Here is a 25,211-nt window from a genome sequence, read left to right on the forward strand (position 1 = left end):
GATTCTGTCATGTCCGCACCGCTTGTCACTGTTGCAAACGTCAGCCTGTTCCTGCCCGGCGACGCCAGCCAGACCCTTGTCCTGCACCATATTTCCTGGACCGTGGAACGCGGCCGCCACTGCGCCCTGCTGGGGCCCAACGGTTCGGGCAAATCCACCCTCCTGCGGCTGCTGCGCGGCGAGCTTTGGCCCGCCCAGGGGCGCATCCTCTGGCACGGGCCCGAAGGCCCGGAAGACGCCCCCCTGGCCGGACGCGCCATGACGGCCCTGGTTTCCCCGGCCCAACAGGAAAATTACCAGCGCCAGGGCTGGGATCTTACGGGCCGCGACCTGCTGCTCACGGGCTTTGCCGATACCCCCCTGCTCTACACCGCGCCCCAGCCCGCCAGAGAAGAAGCAGTGGAAAACATGGCCCGCCGCCTCCAGGCCCAGGGCCTGCTGGAGCGGCGCATGCCCACCCTCTCCCAGGGCCAGCTGCGCTTGCTGCTGCTGGGCCGCGCCTTGCTGCGCGCCCCGGAGCTGCTCTTGCTGGACGAATGCGCCGAGGGCCTGGACAGCCGCCGCAAAGCCATCTTTTTTGATGCGCTGGAAGCCTCTGCCGCGCACTGCACCATTGTTATGACCGCCCACCGCCCCGGGCAGATCCCGGACTGGTGCGCGGAGCGCCGCTATGTGCGCCAGGGCCGCCTGCTCGCCACGCCCCCCGCCGACGCGGCCGCTGCGGACGCCGCTGCCGCGCCTTCCCGGCCGCCCGCCGCAGTTGATCCCGCCGCGCTCGCCCGCGCGGACGCCGCCACTGCAGCCCCCAACGGCACGGCCGACGCTCCTCTGGGGCGGCCGCTGCTGGATCTGGAAAACGTCACGGTTTTCATCAACCGGCAGGAAGTGCTCCACCAGATAACCTGGAGCCTGCACCGGGGCGAGCACTGGCGCATCGCCGGGGCCAACGGCTCCGGCAAATCCACCCTGCTGCGGCTCCTGGCGGGCGACGAATTTGTGGCCGCCGGGGGGCGGCTGGAATACTGGCTGCCCGGCCAGGGCGGCGCGGTGAACACTCTGGCCCAGGTGCGCAAGGGCGTGCGCCTGGTCTCCGACCTCTCCCAGGCCCTCTACGGCTATACCCTCACGGCCGGGGATATGGTCTGCACAGGTTTTGACAACAGCATCGGCGTTTACCGCCGCTTTACCCCGGCGGAACAGGCCGAAGCCACGCGCCACATGGCCTTCATGTTTCCGGAGGAAGACGCGGCCGGGCTTGCGTGCCTGGCGGGGCGCTCCATCCGGCAGCTTTCCACGGGGCAGCTGCGCCGTCTGTTCCTGGCCCGCGCCCTGGCCGGCGGGCCGGACGTCCTGCTGCTGGACGAGCCTTGCTCCGGCCTGGACGCCGCAAGCCGTGGCCGTTATCTGCACCTGCTGGACCAGCTGGCCGCCCGTGGCCTGCATCTGGTTTTTGTTTCCCATCACAGCGAAGACGCGCCCCTTTGCATCAACCGCGAAGCCCGCATGGAAGAAGGCAGGCTGCGCGTGCTGCTCTGAGCCCGCGCGTCCTTCTGCACAGACAGCCGAAGCGGGTCGCCAGACCCTTCCGCCATGCCCTGCCGGCTCAAGCGGGCGCCCTTTGCCGGGCCCGCCCGGTGCGCGAAAAGGCACAAGGCTTCCGGCCCAGGCTTCCCCCCGCCACGGCGGCCCGCCTTCTCCCAAAAAACGGCAAAAGGCCCGTCCGCGGCAGCTGCGGACGGGCCTTTTGGGCGCGCTTGCGCCAAACGCCAAAAAAAGACTAGTACTGCCAGGAGCTGCCGTCGTAACGGATCAGCTCGTTGAGCCGCCGGGACTTAACCTGCTCGCAGGAAGCGGTAAGCGCCTCCTTCCTGGACTTGCCGCGGCACTCAAAAACATTTTCGTGGTAGCGCACAAAGCCCACATACTGGCCTTTGGTGCCGGGGCGCAGCTCCGTGCTTACGTTGCTGGTGTCCACATCCACATAGGTGGCCACATAGTCCTTGCCCTGCTGGCGCACTTCCTTTTCAGCCTTGGAAGGCACCACGGTACGGGAAGCCTGGGCCACCAGACGATGGCCCACCATGTCCAGCTCCGCCGCAATCTGCGTTTCGCCCTTGGGGGCGGACTTGCCCGCCTTGGTCTTAGCGGCTTTTTCCGCTTTGGCTTTGGCGGCTTTTTCCGCTTTGGCGGTCTTGGCGTCCACCTTTTTGCCGGCCTTAGTCGGCGCCGGGGGTTCGGGGGCAGGGGCGGGGGCCGCCGCCTGCTCCTGAGGCTGTGCAGGGGGAACGTCTTTTTGCTCAGTATCGCCGCCGAACCAGGCGCAGCCGCCGGTGGCAAGCCCCAGAACCAGTATACAAGCCAGCATGTTACGCATCTACCAGACCTCCTCACACCAAAGCCGGGCGGCCCAGGCCGCCCGGCTTTCGCTGTAAGTCACATAAGTTGGCCGCTGAAGGCTACTCGAAAGAGATTTCGGTGCGCCGGTTCATGGCGCGGCCTTCGTCGGTTTTGTTGTTGTACTTGAAGGACTTGCCGCGGCCGATGGACGTCATGCGGCTGGCGGGGATGCCCTGCTTCACCAGGTAGTTCTTCACGGAATTGGCGCGCTCCTGAGAGAGCTTCATGTTGTAAGCGTCAGAGCCGATCCAGTCGGTCCAGCCAGAGAGGATCACGCGCTTGTTGGGATTGGACTTGATGAGGCCGGCGGCTTCGTTGAGGATGCCCATGGCCTTGCCGTCAAGAGCGTAAGAATTGAAGGCAAAGTGCACGCCGCGCAGCACGATCACGTCCTCGTCCTGGCAGAACACGGCCAGCACGAAGCGCTCCACGGCAGCGTCGCTGGTGGCCAGCTCTTCGCCGCGCACCACGATGCTGTTGGGGTTCAGAGCGGCAATCTGCTTGATGGTGGCTTCGCCGTTCTTGGTGTCGGCCAGGGAGATGATGTGCACCACCAGGTTGCGCTGGCTGGCGTAGAGCTGGCGGGCCATTTCCACCAGGTCGGTGCCGCGGTTGTTGTCGCCGTCAGTGACCAGGATGAGGGCGGCGTCGCGCTTCATGCTGGAGAGGAAGGGTTCATAGGCCTGCAGGCCGTTGCCCATGCTGGTCATGCGGCCGAAGATCTGGAAGCCGCTGCGCAGCTTGTTGATGCCCGCGGCCATGGCGGCGCGGTCCCAGGGGCCCTGTGCCACGATGGTGCTGTTGGGCGAAATGGTGTGCAGGCCGCCATTGTAGCTCAGGGCGGGGATGGCCGCGTTCACGCGCTGGAGCACGTTTTTGGCCACCACGATTTTGTCCTGCTTCAGCTGGGCGTTTTTCATCATCATGGAGCCGGAGTAGTCCACGACGAAGTCGAAGCTTTCAATTTTTTTGTTGCACGCGGGTGCGGCCGCCGCGGCCACGGCATAACTCAGCACAAGTGCAGCCGCCAGAACGAGAAGACGAAATGATTTCATAGTGCCTCCCAAACGTTGAAAGTGTCGTCGATTACCGTCATCCAACGACGGTAGATCGCGGTATGCCCGCCATAGCACCGTTCCCTGTCCGGCCAAGGGCTTCCCGGGAACGGTAACTGCTTTTCCCATACCCGGCTTTGCGAAAAACCGCAAGGCATAAATGGAAAAGGCGCTCCAGCCGCCGCCGCACGGGCAGCTTCGGCCCGGCCCCTTCGCTGGACAGCGCCCTGCGCATGGGGCATACTTTTATGAAGCGTCAAGGATCGTCCGCATGCCAGTACTGCCCTTTTCCAAATGGAGCCCCGGCGGCAACGCCACCCTCCTCTTCCCCGCCGCCGGGCTTGACGCGCGCGCCCAGGCCCGTCTGGCCGCTCAGGCCCTCAACCCTGCCCTGCTGGGCGGGGAGCAGGCGGGCTTTGTGGACCTGCCCGCACGCCGCCTGCGCATGGCCGGCGGCGAGTTCTGCGTCAACGCCAGCCGCGCCGTGGGCGCATTGCTGGCCCTTACGGACGCGGCGGCCGGACGCGGCGCGCAGAAGGCGTTGCCCAAGGCAGCGGCCGCCCCCTGCGGTACGGACCGGCTGGACACGCTCCACGTTTCCGGCTGGCCCGCGCCCGTGCTCCTGCACACGCGCGGCGCAGGGCCCTTCTGGCAGGTGGAGGCCCGCCTGCCCCTGCCGCCCTGCCCCCTGGAGGATCTCGCCCCCGGCGTCTGCCTGGCGCGCCTGCCGGGCATCTGCCATGTGTTGCTGGACGAGGCCCGGCATCCCCTCCCTGAGGATTGCCGCGCGGCCGCCGCCGCCTGTCGCCACCGCTACGGCCTGGAGGCGGAAGCTGCCGCCGGCGTGGTCTGGTGGCGGCGCACGGACGCGGCGCTGCGCATGACGCCCCTGGTCCATGTGCGGGATGCGGACACCACCTTTCTGGAAAGCGCCTGCGGCTCCGGCGCGCTGGCCCTGGCCCTGCACCTTGCCCGCCTGGACCAGGGGCGCGCTTTCCGCCTGGGCCAGCCCTCCGGCTCTGTGCTGCGGGTGCGCCTTTATGAAGAAAACGCCGCGGGCGGAACCGCCGCCTGGGCCGGGGTGGACGGTCCCGTGGCCCTTGTGGCGCGGGGCCGGGCCTGGCTGGAGGATGCCCCACAGTTATGAAAACGGCGCTGCGCGAAGGCTTCACCACGGGCAGCGCCGCCACGGGCGCGGCCCTGGCGGCCCTGTGCCTGCTGCGCGAAGGCAGCGCCCCCACAGAGGTGGAGGTGCCCCTGCCCCCCTTTGCCCCCGCGCCCCGGCCTGGCCGCCCTGCCGCTGCCTGCCCGGAAACGCCTGGCCCGGAAGCGCTTGTCCCCGCCGCCCCTGGCCCGGAAGCGTCCGGCGATGCGCAGCCCCACGGCTGGCGCACCCTGCCCGTGGCCGCCTGCGGGGCCGGCCCCGCGCCGGAGCTGGCCGCCCTGCCGCTGCCCCCCGGACGCGCGGCCCACGCCGTAGTGCTTAAGGACGGCGGCGACGATCCGGACGCCACCAACGGCGCGCGCATTACCGTCACTATTATAATAGAGGAAGCCACAAGGATGGCGGCGGAACAGAACGCCCCGGCGGCCGCGGCGGCCGCGTCCGGGTCCGGCGCGCCTGGGGATGCGCAGGCTTTTCCGCCCATCCGCATTGACGGCGGGCCCGGCGTAGGCCGGGTCACGTTGCCGGGCCTGCCCGTGCCGGTGGGTGCGGCGGCCATCAATCCCGTGCCGCGCCAGCAGATGGAATGGGCCTTGCGCCACGCGCTGTCCACGCGCCCCGGCCCGCGCCGCCCCCTGACCGCGCTGGTGAGCGTGCCCGAAGGCGCGGCCCTGGCCGCGCGCACCTTCAATCCCCGGCTGGGCATTGTGGGGGGCATTTCCATCCTGGGCACGCAGGGCACGGTGCGCCCGTTCAGCCACGCCGCCTGGAAGGCCACCATCGCCCAGGGGCTGGAAGTGGCCCTGGCCACGGGCTGCCCCGCCGTGGCCCTGAGCACGGGGCGACGCTCCGAACGGCTGCTCATGGCCCGCTACCCCCGGCTCCCTCCCCAGGCCTTTGTGCAGGCGGCGGATTTTGCGGCCTTTTCTCTCAAAGCTGCCGGCGCGTTGCCGGGCGTGGACATTATCTGGGGCTGCTTTTTCGGCAAGCTGCTCAAGCTGGCCCAGGGCCATGCCTACACCCACGCCCGCAGCGCCGATCTGGACCTGACGGCCCTGGCCGCCCTGTGCCGGGAACACGGCGCAACCTGCGCCCCCGCCGTGGCCCGCTGCACCACAGCGGCTCAGGCCCTGGAGCTGCTGCTGTCCGAAGCCGCAGGCCCCGCCGTGCTGCGCGCCGCAACGACCAAAGCTGCGGCGGTGGCCGCCGCCTTTGCCGGCCGTCCCGTGCGGCTGCACCTTTTTCATACCGACGGCAGGGAGCTGGCATGCCTATGAAACAACAAGCCCTCTTGCCCGGACTACCCCTGCCGGCACCCGTCGCAGCCCGGCCCGCCGCTCCGGCAGACGCGGCTCTTCCGGATCCCGCCGCGCCGCCCCTGGCGGACGCCCCCGCCCCCCCGGAGCAGATCGCGCCCCCCGCCGCCGCGGCCGCACTGCCTGCGCCCCTGGCCGCCCTTGCCGATCCATCCTCCGCGTCCTCCGACAGCGCGCCCGACGCCGAGGAAACGCCCGACGCCGAGGACTGGCCGCCCATGGCCCAGATGCTCCAGTCCATGTTCGTCTTTGAGCCCACCACGGCGGCCCCCGCGCCCATCACCGTGCTGGGGCTGGACTGCGGCCGCTTCCACGGCCTGGCCGACCTGCCGCCCTATGCGCGGACGCTGGTTCTGATGGCGGACGTGATCTGCGGCGGCAGAGCGCTGCTTCAGGAACTGGCTGGGCGGGACGTTGCGGACCCCGAAGCGGCGGACCCCAAAGCTGTGCGGGACACAGCGGCGGGCCCCGCAGCGGACAAAGAAGCGAACACGGCAGCGGACGCCGCAGAGGAGACACAGGATGCGGCGGCCTTGCCGCCTGTTCCTTCTCGCACATCCCTGGCCGAGCCGCCCCTCAAGGCCCGGCTGCTGCCCCTGACCACGCCCCTGGAAGCCGTGGTCACCCGCCTGAGCCAGATGCGCGCCGTGGGGGATACGGTGCTGGTGCTGGCCGACGGCGATCCTCTGCTTTTCGGCATCGGGGCCACCCTGGTGCGGCTGCTGGGGGAGGAGGCCGTGCGGCTGCTGCCCGCGGTCAGCTCACTGCAGCAGGCCTGCGCCCGTCTGGCTCTGCCCTGGCACAAGGTCATCTGCCTTTCGCTGCACGGGCGGGACGACCTGGGCCCCCTCAACGTGGCCGCGGGGAAAAACGCCCCCCTCTGCGTGCTGACGGACGCGCGCATGAGCCCGGACGTGCTGGTGCGTCACCTGCTGGACCGGGGCGTGGATTGGTTTGACGCCCATATTTTTGAGCGCATGGGCGCGCCGGATGAAACCGTGAGCCATTTGAGCATGGCCGCGGCCGCGGGGCGCAATTTCGGCCCGGTCTGCACCTTGCTGCTTACCCCGCGTGAGGCCCCGCGCCGCCCCTGCCTGGGCCTGGACAGCGCGGAACTGGCCGTGGAGCGGGGCCTGATCAGCAAAAAACCCGTGCGGGCCGCTGCCCTGGCCCTGCTGCGCATTGCGCCGCGCCATGTGGTCTGGGACATCGGGGCGGGCTCCGGGGCCGTGGCGCTGGAAGCCGCCGTGCTGGCCCACGAGGGCCGGGTGGTGGCTGTGGAGCGTTCTGCCGGGCGGGCCATGAGCATTCAGGAAAACCGCCGCCGCTTCGGCGTGGCCATCCTGGACGTGCGCCTGGGCGAAGCGCCGGAGTGCCTGCCCGGCCTGCCGGACCCGCAGCGCGTCTTCATTGGCGGCGGGCTTTCCGGCGAGGACGGAGAGGATATTCTGGGCCACGTCTGCCACCGGCTGCCTGCGGGCGGCCGGGTGGTGGTCAGCTGCGTGCTGCTGGAGACCCTTTGCCTCTGCCGCAGTTTTTTTGAGCGCCTGGGCTGGCCTGTGGAACTGGAGCAGATCGCCGCCGCCGCGGCCCGTCCCCTGGGGGACGACGTTCACCTCGCCGCCATGAACCCCGTGTTTCTGCTGGCGGCCCAGAAGCCGACCCCGCGCGCCGCCGCGCCCGGAACCGCCGCCGACTGAGCGCAGGCCGCCGCGTGCGGCAATGGCTTACAGCAACAAGGACGACAACATGAATGCCACCCCATCGGATACGGAAGCCCCGGCCCGCGCCGCGCAGCCGGGCATGGTCAGCTTTGTGGGTGCGGGCCCCGGCGATCCGGAGCTGCTCACCATCAAGGGCCGCAAGGCCATAGAAGAGGCCGCCCTGGTGCTCTACGCGGGCTCGCTGGTGCCGCCCGCAGTGGTGGCCTGCGCCGCGCCGGAGGCGGAAGTGCTCGACTCCGCCCCCCTGACCCTGGCGGAATGCCACGCCCTGGTCCGGGCCACGGCCCTGGCCGGGGGCAAGGTGGCCCGCGTGCACACGGGCGACCCTTCCCTCTACGGGGCCCTGCGGGAGCAGGCCGCCCTGCTGGAGGCCGAGGGCATACCCTGGCGGGTCATCCCCGGCATTACCGCCGCCTGCGCGGCGGCCGCAGCCGGGGGCGTCACCTTTACCGTGCCGGAAATAACCCAGAGCCTGATCATCACCCGCCTGGAGGGCCGCACCCCCGTGCCGGAGCGGGAAAGCCTGGCCGCCCTGGCCGCTCACGGCAGCTCCATGGCCGTTTACCTCTCGGCCCGCGACGCCGGCACGCTGCAAAAAGAGCTGCTGCGCCGCCTGCCGCCGGAAACCGCCGTGCTCTGCGCCCACCTGGTGGGCTGGCCCGAAGAGGAGCTCCACTGGACCCGCCTGGACGCCTTGGCCCGCTGCGTGGAAGCGCACAACCTCACCCGGCAGACCGTCTTCCTTATCCTGCCCGGCGAAGGCCGCAAGGGCACGACCTCCCGCCTCTACGCCGCGGATTTTTCCCACGCCTGCCGCGCGGCGCAACCCGCGCCGGAAAAAGAAAAATTTTAGGGCATTGCAACTTTGAAATGCCCTGGCGGCTGCGTGGGCAGACGCCCGCTGTGGAGGCGTAAGCGCAAGTTATTTGCGCTGGTAAGCGCCGAAACGAGCGTGCCGTAAACTTTGAGAATGCCTGTTCTCAAAGGTAATCTGCTCTAAAGAATAGGCAAAAAATCGCAGGATGGGGGCGTGGAGGGCAGGGAACTTTTGTTCACAAAAACTCCCTGCCCCCCACAAAAAAATCTTCTCCCCGCGCTCCGCGTCAGGCGTCTTTGGGCTTGCCAGGGTTTTTCATGTGCACCTGCCCTTCGATGACGCCGCCTTCTTCAGTGAGCAGGCTGGGGGTGCAGACCTGGCCCTCCAGCAGTCCGGAGCTGTACACCACCACGCGGCGGCGAGCGGTGACCTCGCCGGAAAAGCGGCCGGAGAGCAGCAGCTCGCCCACGTCCAGCACGCCTTCCACCTGGGCGTCCTTGCCCACATTGAGCACGCCTTCGCTGACGATTTCGCCGGTATAGCGGCCTTCAATGCGCACGGTGCCTTTGAAGTGCAGTTTGCCTTCATAGACGGTATCGGAACCCAGGTAGGCTATTTCGTCTTTGGCCACGCCCAACCCCTTTTTCGGCTTGCGGTTTACCCCTTGAACATGAAACGGCGCATGGACACGTTGAGCACAATGCCCAACAGGGTGAAGTTGACCAGCGTGGCGCTGCCGCCATAACTGATGAAGGGCAGGGGAATGCCCACCACCGGCATGAGCCCGATGACCATGCTCATGTTGATCAATATCTGCCAGAAAAAATAGAAGAACACGCCCACCACCAGGGTACTGCCGAAGCGGTCCTTCGCCTGCACCGCGGTGGAGAAGATGGAGAGCAGGAAGAGGCAAAACAGCGTAACCAGCACCACGCAGCCCACAAAGCCCCATTCCTCGCCGAACACGGCCACGGCGAAGTCCGAGTGGCGCTCAGGCAGAAAGCGCAGCTGGCTCTGGGTGCCCTCTTTGAAGCCCTTGCCCCAGAGCTGGCCGGAGCCGATGGCGATGCGGGACTGGATGATGTGGTAGCCCGTGCCGCGCGGGTCATTGCCGGGATCCAGAAAGGTGAGAATGCGCTGGCGCTGGTAGTCGTGCATGCCCACAAACCACATGAAGGCGGCCAGTGCGGGCACGGCCAGGAGGCAGGTTTTGAGCACATAGCCGCGGAGCCCGTGAAAGAGGATCATGCCCCCCAGGATGAGCAGGATGAGCAGGGTGGTGCCCAGGTCCGGCTGGGTGATGATCAGGGCGCAGGGCGCGAGCCCCACGCAGAGCACGGCGCAGAAGTCCTTCCAGCCCAGGGGGCGGCCGTCGCGGGCCAGAAGGCGCGCCCCCAGAACCAGCACGGCCAGCTTGGCCAGCTCCGAAGGCTGCACGCTCATGAAGCCCAGGGAGAGCCAGCGCTTGGCCCCGTACACGGTCTTGCCCGCCACGGGCACCAGCAGCAGAAGGAACAGGGTGATGAGGAAAAAAGGCCAGGCCAGATTGCGCAGCTGGCGGTAGTCAAAGCTCATGGCCAGGAGCATGCCGCCCAGGCCGCAGAGGCCCCAGATAAGCTGGCGCTGGTAGAAGCTGGAGAAGGCGAGGCCAGTCTCCACCCGCGTGCCGCTGGCGGAATAGAGGTTGCCCACGCCCACCAGAAAGAGCAGGAGCATGCAGGCCAGAAGGCCCCAGTTGAGATAGCTGAACAGGCGTTTGTCCATGCCGCGTCCGTGGGTTAGTCCGCGCGCCGTCCGCCGGGCGTCGCAGGGGGCGGGGGCGTGCCGGAATCCGGCCCGAAAAGGTACTCATACACCTTGCGGGCCACGGGGCCGGCCACGCTGGAACCGCCGCCGCCGTGCTCCACCATGACGACAACCACATAGGATTTGCCGTCCTTCACGCCCCAGGTGGCTATCCAGGCGTGGTCGCGCTGGGCGTACTCCATTTCGGAACTTTTGAGGCGGCGGTCGCCGGCGGCCATTTTGAGTTTGACCACCTGGGCCGTGCCGGTTTTGCCGCCCATATCCGCGTCCTTGCGGCCCACCACCTTGGCCGTGCCGCCGCCGGCAGTGCGGCGCATGGCATCCACCACAAACTTGAGGGTTTCCGGCCTGGCGGGGATGCGGCCGCGCGCCTCGCGGGGGGCGTCGTCCAACAGCTGGGGCTTGAGCAGATCGCCGCCGTTGAGCAGCCCGGCCACAAATACGGCCACCTGCACGGGCGTGACCAGAGTATAGCCCTGCCCGATGGAAATATTGTAGGTTTCGCCGCGCACCCAGGGGCGGCCGAAGCGCCGCCGCTTCCAGGCCCGGGAGGGCACCAGGCCGGACTTTTCGTGCGGCAGATCGATGCCCGTAGGCCGGCCGAAGCCGCAGGCCTTGGCGTATTCCTCAATTTTGTCGATGCCCATGCGCTCGCCCATAATGTAAAAGTAGACGTCGCAGGAATCAATAAGGGCGTGCAGCAGGTCTTCGGAGCCGTGGCCGCCGCGCTTCCAGCAACGGAAAATCTGGTTGCCCAGTTTGACCTGGCCGGGGCAGAACACGGTTTCGCGCGGGTTGCCGCCGCGCTCCAGGAGCATGGCGGCCATAACCAGCTTCCAGACCGAACCGGGGGGATAGACGCTCTGGATGACCCGGTTCTGGAGAGGGAAGCGGTTGTTGGTGCGCAGGGCGTCCCAGTCCCGTTGCGAGATGCCCGCGGCAAAGAGGTTGTTGTCGTAGGCCGGGGAGGTGACCAGGGCGCGCAGCTTGCCCGTTTCCGGTTCCAGCACCACCACGCAGCCCGCCTCGCCGCCCAGGGCCTCCCAGGCGGCCTGCTGCAGGTCGCGGTCCAGGGAAAGGCGGATTTCCCGACCGCCGCGCGGCTCTTCGCGCAGGGTTTTGCCCAGCACCCGGGCGTGGGCGTCCACCTCCACATCGTACAGCCCCTTGCGCCCGCGCAGCTGCTTTTCCAGCTCCAGTTCCAGGCCCTGCTTGCCCACCAGATCGCCCATGGCCAGGGAGCTGTCCGCGGCCATTTCCTGCTCGTTGGCCTCAGCCACATAGCCAAGCACATGGGCAAAAAGGTCTTTTTCCGGATAGCTGCGCTTGGTGCGCACCACCACTTCCAGACCGGGCCAGGCGTGGATTTCAGACTCAATGCGCGCCACCAGGTCAAAGTCGATGTCCGTGATGAGCAAAAGCGGCTCAAAGGACTTTACCTTGAAGCGGTCCTGGCGGTATTTCTCCCAGAGCTGCGCCAGAGGAATGCCGGACCACTGGCTGATCTGGGCCAGGGTGGCGGGGATGTCCGGGCAGTCTTCCCGCACCAGGGAAAGGCCGTAGGCCGTACGGTTGTCGGCCAGCACGCGGCCTTTGTCGTCCAGAATGCGGCCACGCGGCGCAAAGATGCGCTCGATGCGCAGGCGGTTGTCCTGGGCCTGACGGGCAAATTCCTCGCCCCGGTGCACCTGCAGGTACCAGAAGCGCACCACCAGCACAAAAAACAGCAGCCCCACCATGACCTGCAGCAGGATGGCCCCGGCGCGCGGCGGCTGGTAGCTTTCGCTCTCCACCTGGATGCGCAGCCAGGAGCGGATGCCGCGGCGCGGCCCGCGCGCCACGGAGGGGGAGAGGGGCGCATCAGTTTTCCGCTTCATGCCGGCTTCCGGGTCTGACGGCCACCAGAAGCCGCCAGGCAAAAGGCACAAACAGGGCCTGGATCAGGCTTTTGTCCAGGGTGTCCCGCATGTTGAAGGGCAAATCCTGCAAGGGGGCCATAAGCCAGGAGACGCCGTAGTAGGCCCCGCCCAGACAGGCCGAAAGCAGGAAGACGAAAATGAAGTTTTCCACCTCAAACAACCAGCGCCCCAGCTTGAACAGCACGATGACGGCCGCGTACCAGACGATGATCCCGCCGAAAATCCGCGTGCCCATGCCCTCCTGCAGCAGCACAAAAAGGGGCAGCAGCCAGAGCATGTTTTTGTAGTCGCGCTCCTGCAGCAGGATGATGAGGCCCACGGTCAGCGCGTCCAGCCCCGGCACGGCAGCCTGCAGCGCCACGGCGCAGGCGCAGAAGCACGCCCACCAGAGGACGTTGCGCAGGCGGCTCATGGGGCGACGCTTCCGGGGGCCGGCGGGCCGATGAACTCCTTGGGCGGCGCGCCAAGCTCCGGCGGCGGGGCCACGCCTGTGGGCTCCAGCAGCAGCACCTCTTCCAGGTGCTCCAGGTCCACCAGGGGTTCGGCCTTGATGGCCATGAACTGGGTGTAGTCGGACGGGGCCACGCTGAGCACGCGGGCCACGGGAATGCCCTTGGGGTATTTGCCGTCCAGCCCGGAGGTAATGAGGATTTCGCCCTGGCGCACCTTGGCGTCGCGGTGGACGAAGTTGACCTCCAGCTTCTGGCCCGTGCCCATGCCCGTCAGGATGCCGGGGGCGCGGCTTTCCTGAGAAAAAACGGCGATGCGGCTGGCGGGATCCGTCAGCAGCAGGACAATGGCGCTGTGGGCGCTGGCCCGCAGCACCCGGCCCACCAGCCCCAGGTTGGTGACCAGGGGCGTGCCCGGCCGCCCGCCCGTGCTGTAGCCCCGGCTGATGGTGATGCTGTCCAGCACGGCGTTGGGGCCCATGCGCCCGGCCAGCACGCGTGCGCCCAGGGGCCGCCAGCTCTGGTCCACAGGCAGCTGCACCAGAGCGCGCAGCCGCCGCAGTTCGGCCAGATCCTCGCCGTTGGCCAGCAGCCTGGCCTGGAGATCCTGCACTTCCCGGCGCAGGTGTTCGTTTTCTTCCCGCACGCCTACCAGGTCAAAGTAGCGGGTCCAGACGCCCCCTACCGAATCCTGCACGGCCCGCACCGGCTTGAGCACGGCCCCGGCCAGCTCCAGCCCCACTTCGGCGGCCAGGCCGTCCAGTGCATGGGTGCGCTGATTCCAGGAATACATACCCAGAAACAGGATGAGCAAAACGCCCGCAAGAAGGAGAAGACGCCGCAGTGTCACGTAGGGGTGCTCCCGGGGGGAGGTGGAACTTCCGCTCCTGCCAAAAAACGCGCGGCAGCGTCAGCCGCGGCCGGCGGGCAAAGCGCGCGGCGCCGCCCCGGAGCAGAAACTTCCGGCACGGCGCCGCCTGGCGACATGTGGCGCGGGGGCGGGCCGGACGGCGGGCCTCAGTCGATGCACACTTCCTTAAGGATGTGCAGATTGTCCAAAGCCCGGCCCGTGCCTACCACCACGGTGGAGAGCGGATCGTCCACCACGGTAATGGGCAGGGAGGTTTCCTCCCGCAAAAGCTGGTCCAGACCCTTGAGCAGCGCGCCGCCGCCTGTAAGCACAATGCCCCGGTCCACAATATCCGCCGCCAGTTCCGGCGGGGTCTGCTCCAGGGCGATGCGCACGGCCTGCACGATGCTGTCCACCTGTTCGGAAATGGCCTTGCGCACTTCTTCGGAGGTGATGATGATGTTCTGCGGAATGCCCGTCACCAGGTCGCGGCCCTTGACCTCGATCTGCTGCTCAGGGTCCAGAGGATAGGCCGAGGCGATCTTGATCTTGATCTCTTCCGCCGAAGATTCGCCGATGAGCATGTTGTACTTGCGCTTGACGTGGGTCATGATGGCTTCGTCCATCTTGTCGCCGCCCACGCGCACCGAGCGCGAATACACAATGCCGGAAAGGGAGATCACCGCCACCTCGGTGGTGCCGCCGCCGATGTCCACCACCATGTTGGAGGTGGGCTCCTGAATGGGGAGGTCTGCGCCGATGGCCGCGGCCATGGGCTCCTCAATAAGATAAACCTCGCGCGCGCCGGCGGACTGGGCCGATTCTTTCACCGCGCGCTTTTCCACCTGGGTGATGCCCGTGGGCACGCAGATCATGATGCGCGGCCGCACCAGGCGGCGCGAATTGTGCACCTTGGCGATAAAGTGGCGCAGCATGGCCTCGGTGATTTCAAAGTCGGCAATGACGCCGTCCTTCATGGGACGGATGGCCCAGATGTTGCCGGGCGTTCTGCCCAGCATGCGCTTGGCGTCGTGCCCCACGGCCAGGACCACGTTGTTGCCGCGCGAGTCTTTTTTTACCGCCACCACCGAAGGCTCGCGCAGAACAATGCCGTGCCCTTTGACGTAGACGCAGGTATTGGCCGTGCCCAGGTCAATGGCCAGGTCATTGGAAAACATTCCCAGTGCAAAATCCAGAAGCTTGGACATTCGTCTCACTTTCCTCGCTGTGCTGCTTGCCGCCCGACGCCCCACACCGCCGCACCGGGCGTCGCCGCTGCGCGGCGGACAGGGATCGCCCTTTTTGGTCAGGCCAGACTGAAAACAGTTCCGCTAAAACGGGCGTGAAGTCAAGACGGCGGAGCGAGGGTTCAAAAACTTTGTCCGTGCCGCCGGGGCCGGCGGCGGCGGCCGGAAGGCGCAAAAGCTGCCGCCGCGGCAGGCTTTGCGGCCTGCCCGACGCCGGGCGCGGCAGACCGCCGTGCAAAAAATTCCACTGCCGCGCCGCCGCGGCCTCTGCGCACGCCGCCCCACAAAACCACACGCGCCAAGGTTAATCCAGGTTGAGGATAACGGAAAAAGCCTTAAAAAAAACCGTCACCTTCTGCCCGGCCGTGAGCGACACGGGGTTTTCCGCGCTGCGGTTGCGCAGCGCGCAGACCAGGCTGCCTTCAGGCAGGGCCACCAGAATTTCGGCCACCATTTCGTCTTCGCGCACCCGCTCCACCACGCCCACGAAGCAGTTCTCCGCCGGAGTGGGGGCGTTTTTGGGCAGTTCCCCCGCCTGCACCAGCACCCAGGGGGCCTTGACGCTGGCGTTGACCAGCTTGCCCTCGGCCAGGGCCAGGGTTTTGCGGCTTTCGTCCGTGATCAGGGCGGCCACCCGCAGGCCGCCTGCGGTGCGCAGCACCACCTCCACCAGCAGACCGCTGCTGCGCAGCGAGGTGATGCGGCCCTGAAAGACGTTTCGGGCACTGGTTTTCATGGGTCGCTCCCTTTGCAGTTGTTCGCGCAGCAGCCGCCGGGCCTCCTGCGGGTCGCAGCGCATAAGCCCGCTCTGTCCGGGCGCGGCCCTGCGGCCCAGAAAAATGTCCACCACAGGCAGGGGCAGGCCCTGCCGGCCCAGCTCCAGGGCGCGGGTATGGCGCAGGGCGCGGGCGCTCAACAGGCCCTTGGGCAGACCACAGGCGGCCCCGCACTGCTGCAGACAACGGCGCACATAGCTGGCGTCACAGCGCAGAATTTCATGCGATTCCGGAAACATGGCGGGGTCTTCCAGCACCCGGCGCAGCCTGCGGCTCACCGTAAGCGGCAAGGGCACCTCGCGCCCGGGCGCGCCGTTGACGCCGGGCACACGGATGACGCCCTCCTGCATGTCCATATGCGTGGGCTTGAGCACAAAAATTTCCACCAGGCGCAGGGCGGCGTAGCGCAGGAGCATGAAAATGAGCCACATGCGCAGCCGGGGCCGTTTTTCCCGCGGGCCGCGAGCCGCGCTGGCGCGCTCCCAGAGCCAGGATTCCACGGCCAGCAGCTCCCGCGGGCTGATGCGCCCGGTATCCTGCAGCAGCGCTGTGGAATCGCGCCGCAGAAGCCGCTGACGGAGCCAGGCGCGGTCCGCGGACGAAAGGGTGCGCAGCAGCGCGGCCATTTCCTCACGGTTCTTGCTCTTTTCCATGCTTTTTCCCGTCTTTTTTTTTCATCTTATACAGATAAAGGGTCACGTTTGTACAGCTGTCACGTTTTTTAAAAAAAACGGGATGACCTTGCCCGACCCCTTGCCTGTTGTAGACTGCGAGAAACGCGCACTCCGCGCCACCGCTACTGGAGGATTGTATGAAGAAACTTGTCCTTGCCCTGGCCTGTGTGGCCCTGTTCTCTCTGCCCGCCCGGGCGGCCGAAATGACCGTTTCCGGCGCGGCCAGCCTCACCAACGCCTTCACCGAGCTGAAAACCCTGTTTGAAAAAAGCCACGCCGGGCTCACCGTGCATGTGAACTTCGCCGCCTCCAACCCGCTGCTCAAGCAGATTCAGGAAGGCGCGCCCGTGGACGTGTTTGCCTCCGCCGACCAGGCCACCATGGACAAGGCCGTGGCCTCCAAGGTGGTAGACCCCGCCACCCGCAAGAATTTCGCCCAGAACGACCTGGTGCTCATCGTGCCCGCCGGGGCCAAGAAGCCCGCCAAACTTGAGGCCATCAAGGCTTACAAGCGCGTGGCCGTGGGCAACCCCGCTTCCGTGCCTGCCGGCCGCTACGCCAAGGCCGCGCTGACTACCGCCAAGCTGTGGGACGCCCTGCAGAGCCAGCTTATCCTGGGCAACAGCGTGCGCCAGGTGCTGGACTATGTGGCCCGCGGCGAAGTGGACGCCGGCCTGGTATACGCCACCGACGCCAAGCAGCTGGCCTCCAAGGTGGACGTGGCCATGGTGGTGGGCGGCCACGAGCCCGTCTCCTACCCCATCGCCGTGGCCACCACGGGCAAGAACCCCAAGATGGGCCAGGAGTTCCTCAACTTCGTGCTTTCGCCTGAAGGGCAGAAGGTGCTGGCCAAGTACGGCTTCTCCAAGCCGTAGCCGCAGGGCCGCAACCGAAAAAGAGGCCGCGGCCCGCAAGGGCCGCAGCCAGACGGACAGGGCGCGGCGGGCGCAGCCCGCGCGCGAAACAGGCCGCAAGACCTGTCGCCCTCGTTCTTTGCGCAGATCCCCCCGCAGCGCGCAGCATGCGGACGCCGCTTCGGCAGAGGCGGCGTCCGCACGGGCTTCCCGGCCTGGCCGGAAGGCCGCAGCGTTGCGGAGGGCGCGTTTTTTTGCCCGGATACGGGCCGGTTTCAGGAGGAGTTTTCGGGAATGGACGGTGTCGGCATTTCCCTCGGGAGCCCGCTGGAGCTCTCCCTGCGTGTGGCGGGCCTGGCCACGGCCATCTCCTTTGTGGCGGCCACCCTTACAGCCTGGCTGCTGGCGCGCAAAAAAGGCCCCCTGCCCGCCCTGCTGGACGCCGTCTGCACCCTGCCCATGGTGCTGCCCCCCACGGTGCTTGGCTATTACCTCATTCTGCTGGTGGGCCGACGCGGCCTGCTGGGCCAGTGGCTGGCGGATATGGGCATCAACCTTGTCTTTTCCTGGCAGGGCGCGGTGGTGGCCGCCACGGTGGTGGTCTTTCCGCTCATCTACAAGTCGGCCCGCGCCGCCCTGGAGCAGGTGGACCGCCACCTGGAGGACGCCGCCCGCACCCTGGGCGCTTCGGAGTGGCGCATCTTCATCAGCATTTCCCTGCCCCTGGCCTGGAAGGGCATCTTTGCGGGCATCATGCTGGCCTTTGCCCGGGGCATGGGCGAATTCGGGGCCACCCTCATGATTGCGGGCAACATCCCCGGCAAGACGCAAACCCTGGCCCTGGCCATCTACGACGCCTTTCAGGCCGGCAACGATGCCCAGGCCGCCTGGCTCGTGGTGGTTACCTCCGTGGTCTGCGTGAGCCTGCTCATGGCCGCGGAGCTGCTCCTGAAACTCAAAAGGCGGTGACCCATGATCTCGCTGCGTCTGGTCAAAAGTTTCAAAACGGCGCGCACGCCCTTCAACCTGGACGTGAACTACAACATCGGCGACGAATACAAAAGCGCCGTGCTCTTCGGCCCCTCGGGCTCTGGCAAGACCCTGACCATGCAGTGCCTGGCCGGGCTCATGCGGCCCGACGCCGGGCACATCCGCGTGGGCGACTGCACCTTGTTTGACGCCCAGGGCAACGTCTGCGTCCCCGCGCAGGAGCGGCGCATCGGCTACATGTTTCAGGATTATGCCCTGTTTCCCCACCTGACCCTGCTTCAGAACGTGGCCTACCCCCGCACGGGCTGCTGGCCCTGGCGGGTGCGCGGGAACGAAAAAGAAAAAGCCCACGCCATGCTGGAGCGCTTCGGCATCGGGCATCTGGCCGGGCACCTGCCTTCGCAGATCTCCGGCGGCCAGCGGCAGCGCGCGGCCCTGGCCCGCGCCCTCAACGCCGACCCGCGCCTGCTGCTGCTGGACGAGCCCTTCTCCGCCCTGGATCCCCTGCTGCGCGAGCGCCTGCGCGAAGAGCTGCTGGAGCTTATGGTGGACCTCACCATCCCGGCCATCATCATCACTCACGACCCCGGCGATGTGGACGCCTTTGCGGGCAGCCTCATCCTTTATGACCACGGGCAGGCCCGCGTGGTGCCGGACTACGCCGCGCTGCGGCCCCAGTTCGCCCAGGCCGGCCCCTGCCTGCGGCACCTGGAGGCCGCCTACTGGCGCAGCGCCGCCTGAGCAGGCGGGCTGCCGAACGCTTGCCCGGCAAGCCGCAAAACGCATTCAGGCCGCCGGACGCAGCGCGCCGACGGGCCCTTTATCGCACTTTGATTTTAGGGTATTGCAACTTTGAAATGCCCTGGCGGCTGCGTAAGCAGTTTTTCAGGGCAATGAAGGGGGCGCGGCTCTGACGCGCTATCCTTCCAGCTTCTCAATAAGCTCGCGCAGCTCCCTGGCCATGCCGGCCACTTCCCGCACCTGGTGCGCCGCGCCTTCCATGGCTTCATTGTTCTGGCGGGCAATGTCCTGCACCTGGCGCATGCCGTCCGTAACCTGCGCCGCGGTCTCGCTCTGCTGCTGTGCGGCCACGGCCATACCCGCGGCGTTTTCCACTGTGGCTCCGGCCAGATCCAGAATGCGCGCCAGGGCCTCGCCCGACTGCCGGGCCAGATCGTTGGCCTCGGCCACGGCCTCGCTGGTCTGGACCATAAAGGCCACGCTGGCCTTGACCGAAGCCTGAATGCCGGAAATTTTGCCTCCCACGGCCTGGGTGGCGGTAACGGTTTTTTCGGCCAGCTTGCGCACCTCATCGGCCACCACGGAAAAGCCCCGCCCGGCCTCGCCCGCACGGGCGGCCTCAATGGCCGCATTGAGCGCCAGCAGGTTGGTCTGGTCCGCAATATCCGTGATGACGCCCATAATGCCCGTAATGCCCTCGGCCATTTCCCCCAGTTCCGCCACCTGAGCGTTCTGCTTGGCGGCCAGGGCGTTAACCTGCTCGATGGCCTGACCGCACCTGTGCACCACGTCCACCCCGGCGGCGGCGTTTTCCCTGGAGCCGTGCGCGCCCTCGCTGGAATCCCCGGCCCTGCGGGCAATGTCTCTGGCCGCCGCGGCCAGCTGGTCCAGGGCCGTCAGGCTGCTCTCCATTTCGCCGTGCTGGCGGGCGCTGCCCGCATAAACGTGCTCCACGCCCCGGGCAAGGTCCGCCGCGTGACCGGCGAGCTCCGCGGCGATGCCCTCGGCCTGCTGGGCGATGGCGTTCATATGGGCTACCAGCGCGCTGATGCGTTCTTCTTTTTCCTCCGCGGCGCGCAGGGCCTGGCGCGCCTCTGCGGCGCTGGCCTCGGCCTCCTGCGATTTTTTCTCATTTTCGCCCAACTTCTGCTTCAAGCTGTCCAGCAACGCGCCCAGGGCGCGGGAAAGCGTGCCGATTTCATCCTGGCGGCGCAGGCGCAGGTCCACATCCAGGTTGCCGTCCTCCACTACCTGGCGGGATTTTTCCAGCAGGCCGCGCAAAGGCCCGCGGATGGAGCGGATGGTCAGCGCGCCGAGCCCGGCCAGGCCCAGCAGCCCCGCCAGCAGCAGGGCCACGGCCATATAACGCCCGTTGCGCACCACCTTGCGGTAGCGCAGGCCATCCGCCTCGGCGGCGTCCAGAGCGATCTTGCGCAGCTCGCCCAGCGCCTTGATAACAACGCCGGACTGCGCCTGGGTAACGTCCGTAAAGGTCTTGCGGGCCGCGACCGCAGCGCCGGACTGGACGAGCTTTTCAATGGCTTCCGCGCTCTGGTGCAGCTCCAGGTGCGCCTTCTCCATGGCGGCAAACCGCTCGCCCGCGCCCGGCAGGAGGGCCTCCGCCTCCTGGCGGCCGCCGCCGTAAAACCATTGGCCGAACAGGCACTTGTGCCCATCTTTCTGCACACGCAGCCTGCCGTCCGCCGGTGGGGCCGCCACATAGGCCCCCACCTGCTCGCGCCAGTGCATGTGGTCCGCCTCGCGCATGGCGAAAATGGCGGCCAGCTCCTGCTTGTGCAGGGCGCTGTCCGCCCAGCGCATGATCTCTGCGGAGGCGTACCAGGCCACCACGGCAAAACCGAGCGCTATGGCCAGTGCGCCGCCGAACCCCACGGTCAGTTTTTTGCCGATGGACAGATTTTTCCAGGACATAGAGCCCCCGCATGGAGAAGGATATAAATGCTAACACATTTGTAGTGTTTTCGGCGGACAACAAAAAAGGATTAGGGCAGCTTCCTGCTGCGCGGCCCGCGCCGCCGCGCAAGCGGGGGCCGCCGCAAAGGCGCGTACTGCGCGGGGATGCGCCGCCGTGAGCGCCCTGCCTGGCTTTGCGGCGGCCAATTCTTAACGGCATCCGCCCAGGACGCCTTGAGAATCGGCTGCGCTCGCCCCGCGGCCGACCGCCTGCCCCGTCCGCTGCCGCGGGGATGCCCCCCGCAGTTTTTGTGAATGCTTCTTAATACTATTGTTAGCCGATGGCCACAAAATCGTCAATATTTTGTGGCCAACAGTTGGGATTATTTTTATTTTTCCCTGAGAAAAAAAAATTTTCAGCCCAGGCTGTTTTAACTGTTCAAACAACCAATTTCATGCTAAGCAGGAAACCGTTCGAGAACGAATTGCGGCCAAGGGCGGACCGCGGGCAGCGCTCCCCTGCCTCGCCCGCGGCGGCCTTGCGGGGCAAGGCTTTTCTGGACGTGCGGCGGCACTTGGTATATGTTTTTCAGTGTCGCAGGACGGCAAAACACAAATTTCACAACTCGCACCGGACGGCAGCCCTGCCGCTGTTCACCCCCCGCCCGCGCGGGGCACTCTGGAGAATGCGGGTTCCCGCGCCCAATTGGAAACAACACGCGCCCTGCCGGGGCGCCAAGGAGGAACAGATGGCTCACATGAAAACCATGGACGGCAATAACGCCACCGCGTATATTGCTTATGCCCTGTCGGAAACGGCAGCCATTTACCCCATTACCCCCTCGTCCGTCATGGGCGAAGTGATGGACGAGATGGCCGCCAAGGGGCAGAAGAACCTGCTGGGGCAAAAGGTTATCGTGCGCGAAATGCAGTCCGAAGCCGGCGCGGCCGGCGTGGTGCACGGCATGCTTTCGGGCGGCGCGCTCACCTCTACCTACACGGCCTCCCAGGGCCTGCTGCTCATGATCCCCAACATGTACAAGATTGCGGGCGAGCTGCTGCCCGGCGTCTTCCATGTGGCGGCGCGCGCCCTGGCCTCGCACGCCCTTTCCATCTTCGGCGACCATCAGGACGTCATGGCCGCCCGGCAGACGGGCTTCTGCTTCCTGGCCTCCGCCTCGGTGCAGGAAGCCATGGACCTCGCCCTGGTGACCCACCTTTCGGCCATTGACGCCAGCCTGCCCTTCTGCCACTTCTTTGACGGCTTCCGCACCTCGCACGAAGTGCAGAAGATCAACGTCATTGACTACGAAGACATCCGCCCCCTGGTGAACTGGGACAAGGTGGAGGAATTCCGCGCCACCGCCATGAACCCTGAGCACCCCCATGTGCGCGGCACCGCCCAGAACCCGGATATCTACTTCCAGAACCGCGAAGCCTCCAACCTCTATTATGAGGCCGTGCCCTCCATCGTCATTGAGAACATGAAGAAGGTGGAGTCCATCACCGGGCGCAAGTACCACCTCTTTGACTATGTGGGCCACCCTGAAGCCGACCGCGTCATCATCTCCATGGGCTCCTCCTGTGAGGTCATCGAAGAGACGGTGCAGTACCTCAACGGCCTGGGCCAGCGCGTGGGCCTTGTCAAGGTGCGTCTGTTCCGTCCCTTTGCCGCCGAATACCTGCTGCGCGCCCTGCCGGCCACGGTTTCCGCCGTCACCGTGCTGGACCGCACCAAGGAAAGCGGCGCCCTGGGCGACCCCCTGTACCAGGACGTCTGCACCGCCTTTATGGAAAAGGGCGAAGCGCCCACCATCGTGGGCGGCCGCTACGGCCTGGGCTCCAAGGACTTCACCCCCGGCATGGCCAAGGCCGTGTTTGACAACATGCTGGGCCTGCAGCCCAAAAACCACTTCACCGTGGGCATCAACGACGACGTGACCAACACCTCCCTGGATGTGGAGGAAGAAATCGACACCGTGCCCGCCGGCACCGTGCAGTGCAAGTTCTTCGGCCTTGGCGCGGACGGCACCGTGGGCGCCAACAAGCAGGCCGTGAAGATCATCGGCGACAACACCGATCTCTACGCCCAGGCCTACTTTGCCTACGATTCCAAAAAATCCGGCGGCTTCACCGTATCGCACCTGCGCTTCGGCAAGGAGCCCATCAAATCTTCCTACCTCATCACCAAGGCCGACTACATCGCCTGCCACAAGTCCGCCTATGTGACCCAGTATGACATTCTGGAAGGCGTCAAGGAAGGCGGCACCTTTGTGCTCAACTCCAACTGGTCCCTGGCCGACATGGAGAAGCACCTGCCCGCCGCCATGAAGCGCACCATCGCCCGCAAGAAGCTCAAGTTCTACAACGTGGACGCCGTGAAGGTGGCCCAGGAAGTGGGCCTGGGCGGCCGCATCAACATGATCATGCAGACGGCCTTCTTCAAGCTCGCCAATGTGCTGGACTTTGACAAGGCCGTGGCCCTGCTCAAGGAATCCATCAAAAAAACCTACGGCAGCAAGGGCGACAAGATCGTCAACATGAACATCGCCGCCGTGGACAAGGGCACGGACGCCCTGGAAGAAATCAAGTACCCCGCCTCCTGGGCCGACACCACCGAAGGCGCCGAGGTCTGCCACTGCGGCGACGAAGAATACATCCGCGCCGTGGTGCGTCCCATCCTGGCCCAGCAGGGCGACAAGCTGCCCGTCTCCGCCATGGACCCCGCGGGCTTCATGCCCCTGGGCACCGCCGCCTGCGAAAAGCGCGGCGTGGCCATCAACATCCCCGAATGGCAGGTGGAAAACTGCATCCAGTGCTGCCAGTGCTCCTTTGTCTGCCCCCACGCCGCCATCCGGCCCGTGGTAGCTACGGACGAAGAGCTGGAAGGCGCGCCCCAGAGCTTTGCCACCAAGCCCGCCATGGGCAAGGAGCTCAAGGGCATGCACTTCCGCATCCAGGTCTACCCCGAAGACTGCCTGGGCTGCGGCTCCTGCGCCGAAGTCTGCCCCGCCAAGGTCAAGGCCCTGGTCATGAAGCCTCTGGAAACCCAGATGGAAGCCCAGAAAGCCAACCTGACCTTTGCCGAAGGCCATGTGACGCTTAAGGACGACCTGGTGGCCCGCGACAGCGTGAAGGGTTCGCAGCTCCAGCAGCCCCTGCACGAGTTCTCCGGCGCCTGCGCCGGCTGCGGCGAAACCCCCTACGTCAAGGTGCTTACCCAGCTCTTTGGCGAGCGCATGCTGGTGGCCAACGCCACGGGCTGCTCCTCCATCTGGGGCGCCTCTTCCCCCACCACGCCGTACTGCACCAATAAGGACGGCCACGGCCCGGCCTGGGGTAACTCCCTGTTTGAAGACGCCGCCGAATACGGCTGCGGCATCGGCCTTGCCTATGTGCAGCGCCGCAAGCGCCTGGCCATGATTGTGGAACAGGCCCTGCAGGTGGAAGGCCTGACCCCTGAGCTCAAGACCGCCCTGGAAAGCTGGCTGGCCAACAAGGACGACCCCGAAGGCTCCCGCAAGTTCGGCGAAGATGTGCTCAACAACATCGACGCCCTGAACAGCCCCCTGGCCCAGGAGATCTGGGACATGGGCGACCTCTTCACCAAGAAGAGCGTCTGGATCTTCGGCGGCGACGGCTGGGGCTACGACATCGGCTACGGCGGCCTGGACCACGTCCTGGCCTGCGGCGACGATATCAACGTGCTGCTGATGGATACCGAGGTGTACTCCAACACGGGCGGCCAGTCCTCCAAGGCCACCCCGCTGGGCGCCGTGGCGCAGTTTGCCGCCGCGGGCAAGCGCACCGGCAAGAAGGATCTGGGCCGCATGGCCATGACCTACGGCTATGTGTATGTGGCTTCCGTTTCCATGGGCGCGGACAAACAGCAGGTGCTCAAGGCCTTCCGCGAGGCCGAAGCCTACAAGGGCCCCTCGCTGATCATCGCCTACGCCCCCTGCATCAACCAGGGCCTGCGCAAGGGCATGGGCAAGAGCCAGGAGGAATCCAAGCTGGCCGTGCAGACCGGCTACTGGCCCCTGTACCGCTACAACCCCGAGCTGGCCAAGGAAAAGAAGAACCCCTTCCTGCTGGACAGCAAGGCCCCCAGCGCGGACATCCAGGAATTCCTGGGCGGCGAAACCCGCTACGCCTCGCTGGAAAAGAAGGATCCCGAAGCCTCCAAGAAGCTGCGGGCCGATCTGGCCGAAGCCTATGCGGAGCGCTACGCCATGCTCAAGCAGCTGGCCGAAATGCCCTACCCTGACCCCGCTGAGGTCAAGTAGGGGAGAACCACCGCAATGATGCCCGCGTCCGCCCGGAACCGACGCCGCCCTGCCGGGGGCGACGCCGCGGGAACGGCGGACGCGGGCAACGCCGGACATATACACGTGGTCAGGGCGCGGCAAAGCCCGCGCCCTTTTTGTGTTCCTCCGCCAGCGCAGCACTGCCCGGCGGGCCGCGCCGCGGCCCGGCCCGGCGCACCAGAGACTGCGCGCACGACGGCCAACTGCTGG

The 25,211-nt window shown here is 66.7% G+C and carries 19 protein-coding genes; 9 read left to right on the forward strand and 10 right to left on the reverse strand.

What is annotated here, in order from left to right; translation table 11 throughout:
- Positions 1 to 9 precede the first annotated feature (9 nt).
- Complete coding sequence (locus BLS55_RS07930) at positions 10 to 1,536, forward strand: ATP-binding cassette domain-containing protein (RefSeq protein ID WP_092154092.1); 1,527 nt, start codon at positions 10 to 12, stop codon at positions 1,534 to 1,536.
- Positions 1,537 to 1,777: 241 nt separating this feature from the next.
- Here the strand turns inward: BLS55_RS07930 and BLS55_RS07935 are convergent, their stop codons facing one another.
- Together BLS55_RS07935 and BLS55_RS07940 are read right to left on the reverse strand one after the other, a co-directional pair.
- Complete coding sequence (locus tag BLS55_RS07935; protein ID WP_092154094.1) at positions 1,778 to 2,374, reverse strand: translation initiation factor 2; 597 nt, start codon at positions 2,372 to 2,374, stop codon at positions 1,778 to 1,780.
- A gap of 82 nt (positions 2,375 to 2,456) precedes the next feature.
- A complete protein-coding gene (locus BLS55_RS07940) occupies positions 2,457 to 3,452 on the reverse strand; it encodes an OmpA family protein (RefSeq protein WP_092154096.1) in 996 nt (331 codons plus the stop codon).
- Positions 3,453 to 3,723: 271 nt separating this feature from the next.
- On the opposite strand from BLS55_RS07940, the gene BLS55_RS07945 reads away from it, so the two are divergent.
- The 4 genes from BLS55_RS07945 to cobM are packed head-to-tail and all read left to right on the forward strand — an operon-like array spanning position 3,724 to position 8,510.
- Entirely contained in the window at positions 3,724 to 4,599 is an 876-nt protein-coding gene (locus BLS55_RS07945; protein ID WP_092154097.1) for a histidine racemase CntK family protein, read from the forward strand.
- The gene (cbiD, locus tag BLS55_RS07950) at positions 4,596 to 5,894 is read left to right on the forward strand and encodes a cobalt-precorrin-5B (C(1))-methyltransferase CbiD (protein ID WP_218970736.1); all 1,299 of its coding nucleotides are present in this window, start codon (positions 4,596 to 4,598) and stop codon (positions 5,892 to 5,894) included. Before BLS55_RS07945 ends, cbiD begins: the two co-directional genes overlap by 4 nt.
- Complete coding sequence (cbiE, locus tag BLS55_RS07955) at positions 5,891 to 7,633, forward strand: precorrin-6y C5,15-methyltransferase (decarboxylating) subunit CbiE (protein ID WP_257243187.1); 1,743 nt, start codon at positions 5,891 to 5,893, stop codon at positions 7,631 to 7,633. The genes cbiD and cbiE overlap by 4 nt, the downstream gene beginning before the upstream one ends.
- A 49-nt stretch (positions 7,634 to 7,682) precedes the next feature.
- Entirely contained in the window at positions 7,683 to 8,510 is an 828-nt protein-coding gene (gene cobM, locus BLS55_RS07960; RefSeq protein ID WP_180365424.1) for a precorrin-4 C(11)-methyltransferase, read from the forward strand.
- 250 nt (positions 8,511 to 8,760) lie between these two features.
- On the opposite strand, the gene BLS55_RS07965 is transcribed toward cobM, so the two are convergent.
- The 7 genes from BLS55_RS07965 to BLS55_RS07995 all read right to left on the reverse strand — a co-directional run bounded on the left by BLS55_RS07965 (position 8,761) and on the right by BLS55_RS07995 (position 16,174).
- Positions 8,761 to 9,105 (reverse strand): bactofilin family protein, encoded by a 345-nt coding sequence (locus BLS55_RS07965; RefSeq protein ID WP_092154101.1) that lies wholly within the window; start codon positions 9,103 to 9,105, stop codon positions 8,761 to 8,763.
- A 26-nt stretch (positions 9,106 to 9,131) separates the two neighbouring features.
- Positions 9,132 to 10,238 (reverse strand): rod shape-determining protein RodA, encoded by a 1,107-nt coding sequence (gene rodA, locus BLS55_RS07970; protein ID WP_092154103.1) that lies wholly within the window; start codon positions 10,236 to 10,238, stop codon positions 9,132 to 9,134.
- Between the two features lie 14 nt (positions 10,239 to 10,252).
- The gene (gene mrdA / locus BLS55_RS07975) at positions 10,253 to 12,157 is read right to left on the reverse strand and encodes a penicillin-binding protein 2 (protein ID WP_092154104.1); all 1,905 of its coding nucleotides are present in this window, start codon (positions 12,155 to 12,157) and stop codon (positions 10,253 to 10,255) included.
- Positions 12,141 to 12,611 carry a hypothetical protein gene (locus BLS55_RS07980; protein WP_092154105.1) on the reverse strand — a complete coding sequence of 157 codons (471 nt, stop codon included), beginning with the start codon at positions 12,609 to 12,611 and terminating at the stop codon, positions 12,141 to 12,143. The genes mrdA and BLS55_RS07980 overlap by 17 nt, the downstream gene beginning before the upstream one ends.
- Entirely contained in the window at positions 12,608 to 13,462 is an 855-nt protein-coding gene (gene mreC / locus BLS55_RS07985) for a rod shape-determining protein MreC (protein WP_257243188.1), read from the reverse strand. Before mreC ends, BLS55_RS07980 begins: the two co-directional genes overlap by 4 nt.
- Positions 13,463 to 13,665: 203 nt before the next feature.
- Positions 13,666 to 14,706 (reverse strand): rod shape-determining protein, encoded by a 1,041-nt coding sequence (locus BLS55_RS07990; RefSeq protein ID WP_092154109.1) that lies wholly within the window; start codon positions 14,704 to 14,706, stop codon positions 13,666 to 13,668.
- Positions 14,707 to 15,049: 343 nt separating this feature from the next.
- Positions 15,050 to 16,174: a TOBE domain-containing protein gene (locus BLS55_RS07995; protein WP_092154111.1), complete on the reverse strand. Its 1,125-nt coding sequence runs from the start codon at positions 16,172 to 16,174 to the stop codon at positions 15,050 to 15,052.
- A 158-nt stretch (positions 16,175 to 16,332) separates the two neighbouring features.
- Between BLS55_RS07995 and modA the strand changes: the two genes are divergently transcribed.
- From modA to BLS55_RS08010, 3 genes are all read left to right on the forward strand, one after another.
- Positions 16,333 to 17,070 carry a molybdate ABC transporter substrate-binding protein gene (gene modA, locus BLS55_RS08000; RefSeq protein WP_092154112.1) on the forward strand — a complete coding sequence of 246 codons (738 nt, stop codon included), beginning with the start codon at positions 16,333 to 16,335 and terminating at the stop codon, positions 17,068 to 17,070.
- Positions 17,071 to 17,343: 273 nt separating this feature from the next.
- Complete coding sequence (gene modB / locus BLS55_RS08005) at positions 17,344 to 18,018, forward strand: molybdate ABC transporter permease subunit (RefSeq protein WP_092154114.1); 675 nt, start codon at positions 17,344 to 17,346, stop codon at positions 18,016 to 18,018.
- Positions 18,019 to 18,021: 3 nt separating this feature from the next.
- The gene (locus tag BLS55_RS08010; protein ID WP_092154116.1) at positions 18,022 to 18,780 is read left to right on the forward strand and encodes an ATP-binding cassette domain-containing protein; all 759 of its coding nucleotides are present in this window, start codon (positions 18,022 to 18,024) and stop codon (positions 18,778 to 18,780) included.
- Positions 18,781 to 18,957: 177 nt separating this feature from the next.
- Here BLS55_RS08010 and BLS55_RS08015 read toward each other — a convergent pair whose 3' ends face one another.
- Positions 18,958 to 20,712: a methyl-accepting chemotaxis protein gene (locus BLS55_RS08015; protein WP_092154118.1), complete on the reverse strand. Its 1,755-nt coding sequence runs from the start codon at positions 20,710 to 20,712 to the stop codon at positions 18,958 to 18,960.
- Positions 20,713 to 21,443: 731 nt separating this feature from the next.
- On the opposite strand from BLS55_RS08015, the gene nifJ reads away from it, so the two are divergent.
- Complete coding sequence (gene nifJ / locus BLS55_RS08020; protein ID WP_092154120.1) at positions 21,444 to 24,980, forward strand: pyruvate:ferredoxin (flavodoxin) oxidoreductase; 3,537 nt, start codon at positions 21,444 to 21,446, stop codon at positions 24,978 to 24,980.
- The last annotated feature ends 231 nt before the right edge of the window (positions 24,981 to 25,211 follow it).

The organism is Desulfovibrio legallii, assembly GCF_900102485.1.
Lineage (GTDB): Bacteria > Desulfobacterota > Desulfovibrionia > Desulfovibrionales > Desulfovibrionaceae > Desulfovibrio > Desulfovibrio legallii_A.